The organism is Sphaerisporangium perillae, assembly GCF_023276435.1.
Classification (GTDB): domain Bacteria; phylum Actinomycetota; class Actinomycetes; order Streptosporangiales; family Streptosporangiaceae; genus Sphaerisporangium; species Sphaerisporangium perillae.
Map to the genome: position 1 here is coordinate 59,173 of NZ_JALLPO010000039.1, position 12,947 is coordinate 72,119.

Annotated in this window: 12 protein-coding genes and 1 pseudogene; 9 read left to right on the plus strand and 4 right to left on the minus strand. The window is 67.5% G+C overall.

Annotated elements, in window-relative coordinates; all coding sequences use genetic code 11:
- Positions 1-2 precede the first annotated feature (2 nt).
- Positions 3-437, minus strand: a complete 435-nt coding sequence (locus tag MYF83_RS32120) for a hypothetical protein (protein ID WP_248964509.1) — start codon at positions 435-437, stop codon at positions 3-5.
- 108 nt (positions 438-545) lie between these two features.
- On the opposite strand from MYF83_RS32120, the pseudogene MYF83_RS44810 reads away from it, so the two are divergent.
- A pseudogene (locus MYF83_RS44810) lies at positions 546-662 on the plus strand (Tn3 family transposase); the annotation flags it as partial.
- A gap of 247 nt (positions 663-909) precedes the next feature.
- Here the strand turns inward: MYF83_RS44810 and MYF83_RS32130 are convergent.
- The 3 genes from MYF83_RS32130 to MYF83_RS32140 all read right to left on the minus strand — a co-directional run bounded on the left by MYF83_RS32130 (position 910) and on the right by MYF83_RS32140 (position 3,759).
- The gene (locus tag MYF83_RS32130; protein WP_248964510.1) at positions 910-1,851 is read right to left on the minus strand and encodes a hypothetical protein; all 942 of its coding nucleotides are present in this window, start codon (positions 1,849-1,851) and stop codon (positions 910-912) included.
- 373 nt (positions 1,852-2,224) lie between these two features.
- Positions 2,225-3,214: a hypothetical protein gene (locus MYF83_RS32135; protein WP_248964511.1), complete on the minus strand. Its 990-nt coding sequence runs from the start codon at positions 3,212-3,214 to the stop codon at positions 2,225-2,227.
- Positions 3,211-3,759, minus strand: coding sequence for an RNA polymerase sigma factor (locus MYF83_RS32140; RefSeq protein ID WP_248964512.1), 549 nt, complete (start codon positions 3,757-3,759; stop codon positions 3,211-3,213). The genes MYF83_RS32135 and MYF83_RS32140 overlap by 4 nt, the downstream gene beginning before the upstream one ends.
- A gap of 514 nt (positions 3,760-4,273) precedes the next feature.
- On the opposite strand from MYF83_RS32140, the gene MYF83_RS32145 reads away from it, so the two are divergent.
- The 8 genes from MYF83_RS32145 to MYF83_RS32180 all read left to right on the plus strand — a co-directional run bounded on the left by MYF83_RS32145 (position 4,274) and on the right by MYF83_RS32180 (position 12,085).
- Positions 4,274-4,819, plus strand: coding sequence for an RNA polymerase sigma factor (locus MYF83_RS32145; protein WP_248964513.1), 546 nt, complete (start codon positions 4,274-4,276; stop codon positions 4,817-4,819).
- Positions 4,816-5,499 carry a hypothetical protein gene (locus MYF83_RS32150; RefSeq protein ID WP_248964514.1) on the plus strand — a complete coding sequence of 228 codons (684 nt, stop codon included), beginning with the start codon at positions 4,816-4,818 and terminating at the stop codon, positions 5,497-5,499. Before MYF83_RS32145 ends, MYF83_RS32150 begins: the two co-directional genes overlap by 4 nt.
- A gap of 266 nt (positions 5,500-5,765) precedes the next feature.
- A complete protein-coding gene (locus MYF83_RS32155; protein WP_248964515.1) occupies positions 5,766-6,287 on the plus strand; it encodes a hypothetical protein in 522 nt (173 codons plus the stop codon).
- A complete protein-coding gene (locus MYF83_RS32160; RefSeq protein WP_248964516.1) occupies positions 6,284-7,351 on the plus strand; it encodes an efflux RND transporter periplasmic adaptor subunit in 1,068 nt (355 codons plus the stop codon). Before MYF83_RS32155 ends, MYF83_RS32160 begins: the two co-directional genes overlap by 4 nt.
- Positions 7,348-8,055 (plus strand): ABC transporter ATP-binding protein, encoded by a 708-nt coding sequence (locus tag MYF83_RS32165; protein ID WP_248964517.1) that lies wholly within the window; start codon positions 7,348-7,350, stop codon positions 8,053-8,055. The genes MYF83_RS32160 and MYF83_RS32165 overlap by 4 nt, the downstream gene beginning before the upstream one ends.
- Positions 8,052-9,248 carry an ABC transporter permease gene (locus tag MYF83_RS32170; RefSeq protein WP_248964518.1) on the plus strand — a complete coding sequence of 399 codons (1,197 nt, stop codon included), beginning with the start codon at positions 8,052-8,054 and terminating at the stop codon, positions 9,246-9,248. Before MYF83_RS32165 ends, MYF83_RS32170 begins: the two co-directional genes overlap by 4 nt.
- A gap of 492 nt (positions 9,249-9,740) precedes the next feature.
- Positions 9,741-10,931: an alpha/beta hydrolase family protein gene (locus MYF83_RS32175; protein WP_248964519.1), complete on the plus strand. Its 1,191-nt coding sequence runs from the start codon at positions 9,741-9,743 to the stop codon at positions 10,929-10,931.
- Positions 10,932-11,680: 749 nt separating this feature from the next.
- Positions 11,681-12,085, plus strand: a complete 405-nt coding sequence (locus MYF83_RS32180) for a hypothetical protein (RefSeq protein WP_248964520.1) — start codon at positions 11,681-11,683, stop codon at positions 12,083-12,085.
- Positions 12,086-12,947 lie beyond the last annotated feature (862 nt).

Below are 12,947 nucleotides of genomic sequence, written 5' to 3' on the forward strand. Positions count from 1 at the left end.
GGTCACCGTCCGTGCTCTCCGGAGGCGTAGTGGGTCCAGGCTCCGCCGCCCTCGTTGAGAAGTCGGGCGGTGGTTTTGTCGTGGTAGCCGAGGGCATCGGCGACGACGGGAGCCGGCATCTCAAGGAGCTGCTGGCGGATGGCGGCGCCACGGCCGGCGGCCGCTGGGATGCCGATCTCTCTGAGGAGCGCGGACAAATGGTCGGGGCGGCAGGGCTGGCCCGCTCGGCGGCCAGGGAACATCCAGCGAGAGGCGCGGTTGGTGGCGGTGTTCATGTTGTCGCGAGTCGCGATGTAGTCCAGTAGCAGGGATGCGACCGGCTCGGGAACGGGTGAGGGCGGGTTCCCAAGTCGCAGGAACACTGCCTCTCCGTCGCGGAGCAGGTCGTCGATGGTGAGCTGGACGACCCGGGTGAGGGGTTGCGCGTAGAGAAGCACGATGAGTCCGGCGACACGCAGAAGCCGGGAACGTCGGCATCAAGTAACAGGCGGCGGAGGGCAGTCAGACGCTCGTCCTTGATCAGGGGTGGCCGGCGGGAGATCACCTTCGCCCAACTGGACGTAGTCAAGGCCTGGGGCGATGGCAGCAGCGTGGGAACCGACGGCACCCAGGTCGACACCTACATCGACAACCTGCTGGCCGAAGCCGGCATCAGGTACGGAACTGGAGTACGCACGGGTTCCGGAAAGAGATACCCCCCTGGGTTTGTTGAGCATTCAGGCTGGTCAGCGGGTTGATGCTCAGGAAGGCATGTTAGGCAAGTAGGTCATCCTGCGGTCAGCTCGGTGAGCAGGCTGGTGATGTGCTGCCTACCTGCTTGCGGGCCGATCTTGTCGATGCCGGAGATTTTCGTGATGCACGCGTTGGCGGCCCGAGGACATTCCCGTCGAAGAGGTTCTCGACGAGTGGCTATGCGGGGCGCAGAAGCTCCTCGCGCCTGGTCAGCAGTTGGGCGCGCTCAGCCAGCAACTGGGCGTGGCGCGCCTTCAGGTACGCCCCGGAGTCGCGCACCCATTGCGCCAGCTTCTTCACCTCGGCCCTGGTCTTCTCGATGCGCTGATGCTTGAGCACATCGCTGATGATGTTGTCGAAGAAGGCGTCCACAAACCACCGCGTGTCCACCTTGGGCATCACCGGCCGGGCCGCGATCCCGGTGTCGGCCAGCTCGCGGGCGAAGACGTCCAGAGCCCGCTGGGCATGCCAGGCGGCCTTGTCGGCACTGGTCAGCTTGTCGTGCTCGTAGGCGTCGGCGAGCGGGCCGCCGCCGAACACGTCGAAGGTGGAGGCGTTCCTGGCGGAGTCGAGGAAGCGCAGCACGACGCCGAGCGCCTCGTGCGCGCCCTGCCCAGCCTGGCAGGCCTCCTCACACTCGCGCACATCGGCACTTAACCGGTCGAGCGCGGCGCCGAGGTCGGCCAGCTCACGCGCGCGCGGATCGCCGCTCCGGATGAGCTGCTGCTCCTTCTCGGCCAGCAACCGGGCGTACTCCCGGGACGCGGGGTCGAGCACGGCCAGCTCGGCGACGGCCGCCGCCGCGTCGACTTCGAGCTGCGCCAGTCGGGCGCGGTGACCGTCCACGCGTTCCCTGGCCACTGCCGCCTCGGCGCGCTCGCGCTCTAGCCGCTCCTCGCGGTTGCCCAGCATGCGGGCCAGGACGGCGGACAGCCCGCCTTCCAGCCGGGCGACGTCACGCTCCTCCTCGACCAGCTCGAACTCCAGATCCTCCAGGGTGCTACGGACATCCTTGATCTGTTGCGCGGTGGTCTCACGCAGGTGCCGAACGTGCTCGGCGCGGTGCATTCTGGCAGCCGCCTCGCGCAGCCGTTCGTCAAGCTCCGAGGAGAGGGTCACGCAATGACGACGAACGGGCCGGACCGGATGTTCCGCGCAGCTCGCCGAGCTTACACAGCGACCGCCGGCCAACGTGCCTTACGACCCCCGAATACTTGTCAGGCACGTTCGCCGGGAACGCACTTGCCTTACCTGCCTGACGTCTTCTCAGCACCCCAGATAACCGACTCCCCTCGGGTGCTCCTGACCCAGGTCACGTGCAGGTTCTGCCTGGACGACGGCCAGGAATCGCCGAACCCGCGCGCTTCAGGGTTTGGCGGAATCGCCTACCACTACGGCTGCGACAACTACATCGCCCTGTTCTCCCGGTTCGTGCCGTGCGGGGCGTGGGAGGCGATCTACATCATCGGCGGGAGCCGAATTGTGCGCGTGATCAGGAGGCGGGCGGTGGCGCGCTTCCGTTGTAGAACGGGTTCTCGGGCAGATGCTCGGGTGTGACGAGCAGCCGGATCACGCCGGCCTTCACCTGCCACGCGTTCCAGACGATCCAGCCGGGTCCGACCCGGTCCGCAGGTAGCGGGTCAAAGGACGACATATTGCCCGTTTTCTTATCCGTCCGAATGAGGCTGAACACCGCGGTCAGGTTACGCTTGCGTGCCTCAGCCAGGATGTCGTCCACGGGGCGGCCGTTTCGCAGCCGGACCCCGTCGAACATCTCGCCTGGTGCCATGGCCGAGTCGAAGTTCGCGTATTCCTCTCCCGGCTTCGCCTGGCGTCCCAGTCTGACGTCCACGTTGCCGGTGAAACCGGCGGGGATCCGCATCACCATGAGGCAGTGGCTGTCCTCTCCTGGCTGGCATCCCTTGGGTGCCGTCTCCATCGAGAGGGCGACACCGTTGAACCGGGGGCCGGAGGGGTCTGGCTTAGCTTCCGGGTCGGGGCGAGAGGAACCGTTGTCCGCAATGATCATCCCCAGGGTCTTCCCCACTCCGCCTGGCGAGACGGGCACCGGGCGCAGATTGACGTTCAGGCCGACCGCGTGGAACGCCTCGGTGTACTTGTCGTGATCGGCGAACGGGTCCTTGATGCGGGCGACATACTGGTCGCCTTCCCGGTGGATCTCCACCGCGGAGTTGGCGTAGGAGACCGCCACGCCACGTCCGTCCTCCAGCAGGCTCGGACCCACCACGATGCCTGTTGCGAGCACGGCCGCAGCGGCCAGGCCCAACACAAGACGGCGAGGCCTGCGCGGAGCGTACCGACGAGTACGCCCCAGCCCCATGGGGGCGATGCCGGGCTCTTGGGCGGCGATCGAGGCCAGCAACGCCCGTGCCCCCGCACCGGACGCGTGGCTGTCCGGCTGTCCGGGCTCGACCGGGGCCAGTGGCCTCAGCAGTTCGTTGATCTCATCGACGTTCCTCACAGCGACCTCCCCGCCGGAATCATCCGGCTTTTCGATGTGAACCGGACACCGGCTTCGTCGAGCTCGCGCGAAAAGCGCCTGCGGGCGCGATACAACCTGATGCGCACGGCGTTGCGGGAAAGACCCAGCATCGTGGCGATCTCCTCGCGCTCCAAACCCTCCCAGGCGACCAGCGAAAGAAGCTCACGGTCGTCGTCGGACAGGCTCCGAAACACTGCGCCGATCACGCTTAGCTCAACGCCGCTGTCAGGGGAATCCCCATAAAGATCGGCGATCTCCGCGTCAAGCTCCACGCTGCGCAGCCGCTGCCGGACCGCGCTCCGGCGGTGGTCGGCCAGCACCTTGCGCGCTACGCCATACAGCCAGAGCCTGGCCTCCTGCCCCGGTGGCAACTCGGTCACCCGGCGCCAGGCGATGGTAAAGGTCTCCGCCACGACATCGGCCGCGTCCTGCGGGGAGTCACAGCGGCGCGCGGCGTAGGCCGCGATCTGGTCGTACGTCTCCCTGTAGACGGCCTCGAACCTGGCCACCCCGTCGTCATCCACGGGCGATTCCCATGGCTGATCTCCTTCGTCAGTACGAAACGCGGACATCCCCTACATGGCGAAAGGACCCCCATCATTTCGCGTGAATCTAAGAAATCTTCAGCGCTACTCATGGGCCACGGCCGACTCGAGACCACCCGGGCCTACACCAAGCCAACCGCCATCGACCGCGAAGCCGCCATCAACAGCCTGCCTACCGACCGCTGACCAGCGGCTTATTCCGCTCATACCCGTTGAGTAGGCGGGGCAGCAGCCGGGCGCCCTCACCGCCACCGGAAGGCCGGTGCTGGTCCACCCGGTCGAGGTCGTAACCGTCGCATCCGAGTTGACGTTGCGAATCTCATTGCACCGCCTTGGCCGGCGTGGAGAACGCCAGATTCCTGGCCGGCTGCTGGTTGCGCCAGCCGTCCAGCATCGCCGTCAACACCTGCTCCTCGGTCACTTTGAAACGCTTTGCGGCGCTCGGTCCAAGTATGGGTGTAGCTGTGAAGATGAGCCGAAGGGGGCGAGGCCGATGAACCTCAGTGAAGATCCCGTGGCCTTTGAGGCCTTCTATCGCCGCCACATCGATGCTGTCATGCGGTTCGTCGTACGTCGGGTGAGCGATCCTCATCTGGCCGCCGACCTGACCGCTGACATCTTCCTGGCGGCCTTGGACTCAGCGAATACCTACCGTTCCAGTCGGGGCGGCGAGATCGGATGGCTGTACGGAGTGGCGCGCAACGTCGTGTCGGCCCACCATCGCAGGGCTGCTCGTGAGGTGCGGGCGACCAGCCATATGGCGGGCAGGCGAATGATGGACGACAACGATCTCGTCCGGATGGAGGAGCGGATCGACGCCGAGCGCCAGATGCGGCGCGCTCTGGAGGCCATGGGCAACCTGCCCGAGGGCGAGCGGGCCGTGCTGGAGCTTGTGGCGATCGATCAGCTTACTGTCACGGAAGCCTCCACGGCCCTGGGCATCGGGAAGGTCACCGCACGAGTCCGGTTGTATCGGGCCAGACGCGCCCTCGCAGACATCGCTTCACCGTCGGCTGTGTACGTGGAGGGACAGGCATGAACACCATCTTCGAAGAGCGCCTGCTCGGTGCACTGAAGGAAGAAATCGCCACCAGGATGGCGGAACAGAACGTGGCTCTTCAGACACCGGTGCGGCGGCGCGGTCCGAACCATCGTTTCCTGGCGCTGTCCGCCGCGCTGGCCGGGGCCGCGGCGACCGCCACCCTGGCGCTCACTGTGTTCGGCGGAGCCGGCACACCGGCCTACGCGGTGGTCAAGGGCGCGGACGGATCGGTCGAGGTACAGATCAACGAGTTCCACGACTCCGACGAACTGGAGGCCAAGCTCGCCGCAGTGGGGATCACGGCGGTAGTCGATTATCTGCCGGCGGACCAGACCTGTCAGGAGCCGCGGGGCGAGCAGGCGGCCGCGGGAGGAAAGATGCGGGCCGGAATCGGCAGGGACGACAAGGGGATCACGTTCAAGATCAGCAAGGGGCAGATCGGGTCAAGCGAGACGCTGGTCCTGGCGATCTCCATGAGCCCGGCCGGCGCGGACAAACCACCTGTTGCAACCTCATTGCAGGTGGTCAAGGGGTCGGTCGCGACCTGCGTGGCGACCCCCTTGCACCTCCCCGCCAACCCTCCCGGCAACGAGAACAAGCAAGACAACGGTCCCACTAACAACATTGAGCACGGCGGTGAGGACGAGGGTCTCGGCCCGAGCACCGCCATCAGTTGACGCCGTAAACCGGGGCCGGCGACCTCCACGCCGTCAGCCGTCCCGGCAACACCCACCAGTGACTTGACGGCGACACGCGCGTGCGACGAACCCCGACCATTCACCTCGGTGGCACGCCTCATCCTGACCTGCCGACCCAGCCAATCGCACGGCCGGCCGAGACCTCATGCCTGAAGACAGGTGTTGGCCGCACGTCAGGGCGATCTTGAACTTTCCATCTTCAACACCGAATTCGCTGAAGTAACCCATCTCGACAAGGAGACACCATGCACATCCGTCCACTGCTGGCCGTACCGGTATTGGCCTTGGCGCTCGCAGCGTGCGGCGCGAAGGCCGGTGACGGGGGCGTCGCCAGCGTGGGTGGCGGCACGGCCGGTCCCGCGGCGTCGAGCTCGTCGTCGGCCCCCGCCGACAAGGGGGAGGCGGCGCTCAAGTTCGCCCAGTGCATGCGCGAGCACGGCGTGGACATGCCCGACCCCGAGCCCAACGGCGGGGTCGCGATTCAGCAACGCCCGGGAGAGGAGCAGAAAGTCCAGAAGGCCCAGGAAGCGTGCAAGCAGTTCCTGCAGGCCGCGGTAGGCGAGAAGGGGAAGGGGCTCGATCCGCAGAAGCAGGACATGCTGGTCAAGCTGGCCCAGTGCATGCGCCAGCACGGCATCGACATGCCGGATCCGACCGCCGACGGGCGGATCGAGATCAATGTCCCGGAGGGAACCCCGGAGCAGAAGGTCAAGGACGCACAGGAGGCGTGCAAGCAGTTCGCCGGCGACTTCCCGCTGCCGAAATGAAGAAGAGCCTCGCGTTCAGCGGCGCCGCCCTGCTCGCGGCGGTGGCAGCCTGGGCGGCGCTGGCCCTGCTCGACGGTGGCGGCACGGGCACGGCCTCGCCCAGCGAGCCGCCGGTCCCGGCCACCGCGACGATCGCCAGACAGGACCTGGTGGACACGAAGACTGTGGACGGCGCGCTCACCTACTCCGGCGAGCACCTCCTGACCAGCGGCGCCGCCGGCACTGTGACGTGGGTGGCCGCCGAGGGCACAGTGATCCGCCGCGGCCACCCACTGCTCAAGATCGACCAGAAGCCGCTCGTGCTGATGTACGGCAAGCTGCCGCTCTACCGGCAGCTGGAGCAGGGCGTCAGCGACGGCCCGGACGTCGAGCAGCTGGAGCGCAATCTGAAGGCGCTCGGCTATGGCGACTTCCTGACCGTGGACGAGCGCTTCAGCTACGCGACCTACTTGGCCGTCAGGCAGTGGCAGGACGACCTGGGTCTGCAGAGGACGGGGCGGGTGGACGAGGCGCAGGTCGTGTTCGTGCCTGCCGCGGTCCGGGTGACCGAGGCGAAGGTCGATGTCGGCGGACGTGCCGGCCCGGGTCAGGAGGTGCTCACGGTCAGCGGCATCCGGCGGCTGGTACACGTGGATCTCGACACCGACTACCAGGCACTGGCCAGGAAGGGTGCCAGAGTCAGTGTCAAGCTGCCGGGCGGCGAGCGGATCAACGGAAAGATCACCTCGGTGGGTACGGTCGCCAAGTCCGCCCAATCTGGACAGGGGCAGGACAGCGGCAAGACGACCGTCGATGTCGATATCACCCTGAACAAGACGCCGCGCACCAAGCTCGACCAGGCCCCGGTCGACGTCGAGCTGGAGAGTGAACGCCGCAAGGGCGTGCTCGCCGTGCCGGTCGAGGCGCTGCTGGCGCTGCGCGAGGGGGGGTTCGGCGTCGAGGTCGTCGAGGGCTCGGCCCCCAGGATCGTGCCGGTGCGGGTCGGTGCGTTCGGCAGCGGCAAGGTGGAGATCAGCGGAACGGGCCTCGCGGAGGGCATGAAGGTAGGGGTGCCCGCCACATGAGCATCGTCGAGCTGCAGGGCGTGACCAAGGTCTACGGCGGACGGGTCGAGGCGCTTCGCGGTTTGGACCTGACGGTCGAGTACGGCGAGCTGCTGGCCATCGTCGGTCCTTCCGGCTCCGGCAAGTCGACCATGCTCCAGCTGATCGGAACCCTGGACCGGCCGACGTCAGGGACCGTGCGCATCGCCGGCTACGACGTGGCCGAGCTGTCAGACCGGGAGTTGTCGGCGCTGCGCGCCCGCCACCTGGGATTCGTGTTCCAGCAGTTCCACCTCGCCACCGGCGTGAGCGCGCTGGACAACGTGGCCGACGGCCTGCTCTACACCGGCACCGCTCTGCGCGAGCGCCGCGAGCGAGCCGAAGCCGCCCTGCAACGGGTCGGACTAGGCCACCGGCTGGGGCACAAGCCGAACCAGATGTCGGGCGGCGAGCAGCAGCGGGTCGCGGTCGCCAGGGCCGTGGTGGGTGATCCCCCGCTGCTGCTGGCCGACGAGCCGACCGGCAACCTCGACTCGCACTCGGGGGCCGAGGTGCTGCGGGTGCTGAACGACCTGCACGCCGCCGGGACCACGGTCGCGGTCATCACCCACGACACCGAGATCGCCGAGTGGTGCCCGCGGCAGGTCCGGGTACGCGACGGCCAGATCATCGCCGGCGACGGCCGCCGCCCTCCGGCGGAGATCGCGAAGGGAGCCCGCCCATGACGCGCGCGAGACTGTCACCTGCCCGGCTCAGCGCCGTCGACGTGCTGCGTGTCGGGGCGGCCGGGCTGCGGACCCGCCCCACCCGGGTCATTCTGTCCGCGCTCGGCATCGCCATAGGCATCGCCACCATGATCGCGGTGATCGGCATCTCATCCTCGTCGCGGGAGCAACTGCTGCGCCAGCTCGACCGGCTCGGTACCAACCTGCTCACCGTCGCGCCCGGCCGTACCCTGTTCGGCGACAAGGCCAAGCTGCCCACCTTCGCGCTCAGCGTGGTCAAGCGCATCGGTCCCGTCAACACCGCCTCGGCCACCGGGACGGTCGATGCCACCGTGCGGCGCACCGACCACATCCCCGAAGCCGTGACCGGCGGCATCTCCGTCCAGGCGGCGAGCACCGAGCTGCTGACCACGCTGGAGGGAAGCGTCTCCAAAGGCATATGGCTGAACGCCTCCACCGAACACGCACCCGCCGTCGTGCTCGGCTCAGAGGCCGCCAAGCGGCTCGGCCTCGGCAGGACCGGCGTGCGGGTGTGGATGGGCAACCAGTGGTTCACCGTCATCGGCATCCTCGGGCCGATGCCGCTCGCCCCGGAAATCGAACGCTCGGTGCTCCTCGGGTTCCCCGCTGCCGCGACGTACCTGGCTTTCGACGGGCACCCCACGACGATCTACGAGCGTTCCGGAGAGGAGGCGGTAGAGGCCGTCAGGGCGGCGCTGCCGCGTACCGTCAACCCGGAGACCCCGGAGCAGGTCGAGGTCAGCAGACCCTCAGACGCGCTGGCCGCACGGGCCGCCGCCGCGGACGCATTCACCAACCTGCTCCTCGGACTCGGCGCGGTGGCACTGCTCGTCGGCGGAGTCGGCGTGGCGAACACGATGGTGATCTCCGTGCTGGAGCGGCGCAAGGAAATCGGCCTGCGCCGCTCCCTTGGGGCCACCCGGGGGCAGGTTCGCATCCAGTTCCTGTCAGAGTCCCTGCTGCTCTCCGCGCTCGGCGGCGTCGCCGGATCGGTGCTGGGCGCCCTGGCCACGGCGGGCTACGCGCTGACGAGGGACTGGCCACCCGTCGTGCCACCGTGGGCGATCGGCGGGGCAATCGGCGCCACGCTCGTCATCGGCACGGTCGCCGGCCTCTATCCCGCCATGCGCGCCGCCCGCCTGTCCCCGACGATCGCCCTGGCCACCACCTGAGTACGGCCCACGTCTTCCGCCGGTCTTCGCCGCGATCTTCGAGGAGCGGGGTAGCCGCCGCCTTGTCGCTCCGGCTGCCCTCCAGCGCCGACACCATCACCGGGCTGTACCCCACCATTTGAACCGCCCGCCTCGCTCCCACCGAAGCCCTCGCCACACCCTGACAATCCGCATCAACAGCGGGCCGCAGGACAAGCCATCAGCAAGACAAGAGCCGCGGCCGCAGTTCGCTTCGTGCGAATTCCCGTCGGCCGCCGGACCGCGCCTGGCGCGCCAGCCGTACGCCGACGACCGTGTGGCACTCAACACATCTCACGTGTCAGAAAGGCAAGCATGAACGACCCTCGAAATCCGGTACGCCCCGTGTACGGAGCCGCCCTCAATCGGCGCCGGCTGCTCGGTGGAGCGATCGCCGTCGCCGGCGGACTGGCCGTGCCTACCTAGACCGGCTCGGCTTTCGCCGCCGGCTCGCCGAGCCGACTGCGGCTCACGTTGACCGCGCCGACCGGCCCGCACGACATCGGGACCGTCTCGCTCCATCTGATCGACCACGCCCGGCAGGATCCCTTCCTGCCGGCTCCGCACCCTCGAGAACTGATGGTCTCCGTGTGGTATCCGGCCCGAAAGGCCGGTCGCCGCCTAGCGCCGTGGATGCCGGCGGCCGCTCTCGCCTACTACCGGCAGGAGCTGGAGACGGTCCTCGGGTCCCCGCCGGGCCCCTCGCCCGACGTGCCTCCGCCTCCAGCCGTTATGACCTCGGAGGTCTCGCTCGACGGCGTCGACTTCCCGATCACGCACGCCGCCGAAGGCGCGCCGGTCGACCGGTCGGCCGGCCCGTATCCGGTGGTGTTCTTCTCCCCAGGAGCGGACCAGAACCGCGAACAGGGAACCGCGCTGGTGGAGGAACTCGCCAGCCACGGGTACGTGGTGGTCACGATCAGCCATACGTATCAGGCTGGCGAGGTGGAGTTCCCCGGTGGACGGGTGGTACGAGGCCGGCCCGAGCAGGCGCCCCACGTCGCCTTGCCGATACGCATCGCCGACACCAGGTTCGTCATCGACTCGCTCTCCATGCTCAAAGCCGGCCAAAACCCCGACGCCGAACACCGTCCGCTCCCCGGCGGCCTGGGTGCCTGCATGGACATGGCCAGGATCGGCATGTTCGGGCATTCGCTGGGCGGCGCGACCACAGCCCAGATCATGGCCCAAGACCCCAGGGTCCGCGCCGGAGTCAACCTCGACGGCAGCTTCTTCCCTGACGACATCGACACTATCCAGGTGCCCCCCGAAGAGACCGAAAAGGCGCTGATCCTTCTGGCCGACCGGATAGGCGATCGACCGTTCATGATCATGGCCAGCGGCGGGTTCGGGCCGGACTACTTCGGCGCTCTGACCAGCATCGTCTGGCACCACCTGCGCGGGTGGCGGCGGTTCGTGTCGCTGGTCGGCACGACCCACTTCAGCTACACCGACGACGAGCCGCTGCTCAGCCAGTTGGCGAGGGCCGGAATCATCCCAACGGCCGCCCCCTGGGTCGGCACGATCGACCCGGATCGGGCCGTCGCCGCTCAACGCGCCTACATCCGTGCGTTCTTCGACCTGTGGTTGCGCAACCGCGAGACCCACCTGCTGGACGGCCCCTCTGCCCAGTATCCAGAAGCCACGTTCTATCCCCCAGCGTAACGCCGACGCGAACCACACCATCGCGAGACCGCCGCCTGACAGGACGTACCGCGCCCAGCGCGGGTGCCTCATCGTCCCAATCTCGAACAGGACGCATGAGGCCATCCTGCCCTTGATCAATCGATACCCTCAAGAAACGTGCTTCGATCTACGATTTCGCTCGTGGAGCGGGTGGCGGGAGTCGAACCCGCGCTGTCAGCTTGGGAATTGCAGGGATCACGCCTGGTGGGTGCGCTGACCTGCGACTGGGGCCGGTCGTGAGTGATCTGGGCGTGAAATGCGCGCCCGCGGACACTTCGCCCGACTGATCGTCCCGTATGCCGCGACCCACCGCGAAGCGGCAGCGGGCCGGCGACGGAGGTGCAAGCCCGTCTTCGCGTGTACCTGGCCCGGTCGTGGTTCCTCGGTCATCGGATGTCAACGGTTACAGACGGGCGGCATCCGCTCCTGCCGCTCCTCCAGCCTGCCACTGAACCCCTCACGGACGTCCTCGACCCAGCTGACCAGCCCTCGCGCTGACCATGCGGTGTCGTGTCAGCGGCCGCGTCAGGACGGCGACGGCCCGGGATCAGAGCGGTCGGCGATGGTGGATGCCATGAACGGTTCAGCGATCGCGGCCTCAAGGCCGGGTGAGATCCCCTCGGGCGACCCGACCTGAGCAATCTCGCTACCCCGGGCACCAACAGGACCACACTCCACTAACCGTCCGTTCAATCGAATTTCGTAACAGATTTAAGGAGCACACCACCATGTCCGTCACCCTTAACGACCAGGACACGCTCACCCTGCGGACCGCCGCGTGGGGCGCCGTCTCGCTGATGTCCGCCGCTGCTGCCGCCGGCTCGCCCCACAAGGCCGCCACCGAAGGCTCCATCGCCCTGACCTCCGCGACCGGCCTGGTCGGGCACGTGCTCACCAAGGCGCCCAAGGGCGTGAAGTACGGCAAGTCCACAGCCGACCTGGCCGACCAGGTGCTGCCGGCCCTGACGGCAGCCATGAGCCTGCTCAACAAGCAGGCTCCGGCAGAAGCCGACAACTTCCGCCGCACCGTCATCGTCGCCATCGAAGCAGCCGCCCGGCCCCAGAAGGGCGAGCCCAGCCCCACCATGGCTGAGATGGCCCGCAAGATCACCGAGGCCCTCGACGCCGCTTGATGGATGCCGACCCGCGCAGCTACCGCTTGTCACGGGGTCCTCTCCGGACCCCGTGACACGGGGGCGTGCCGGGGTCAGGGAAGGGCCGTTTCCCGAGCTGATTGTCTGCCATCCCGTTAGTCACGATCGCCACCAGCCACCCAGAGGCACGCAGCTCGGAAAGCCCATCAAGGACTTCGGGCCGGCAATGGACAAGGTGTGGCACTGCGCTGGCGGTATCGGCTCCATAGTTCGTCGACCGAATCTCGCAGGGCGAAATGCTCGCGCACCTTGGTGAAGAAGACTTCACGATGCAGGACCCCGGCTCTGTCCACAGCAATCAGCCAGTCAACCGCCCCGCGGCCCAAAGTCCCGCTCATCGGTAACTCTGCGGCCCACGCCCGAAATGCCTGGTCAAGATTGACAAGAGTGTTGTTCAGGTCGAAGAGCGCGCTGCACAGCAGCCAGCCTACGCGCACCGCTCTTGGGCCGTCTGTGATCCTCTGCCGTACGACTCCTCTTGCGTCACGGGCGACCGGTTAAGAAGCACCACACAGACAGACCCCATACCTGCATATGGTGTCTCTATGTAGTCATGCTGCTACATATAGTCATTGACGATGATTATTAGGCACGCGATCACAGGAACGCCACGCTGGGCCGCGTGGCTTGCCGTGCTGGTCGGAATCGTCACGGTGGCCCACTTGTGGACACACGCCACCATGCCGCATGAGCATCTGGGATCGCTGCACGTGCTTGTCCTGGATTCATGCCCGGACCACCCCGAACACGATCATCATGATGCGGCCGTCCATCCAGAAGCGTTCATGCTCCCCGTCTGGGGATGCGCGGTTGCCCCTCATGGACCGGTGGGCCTGGCTAC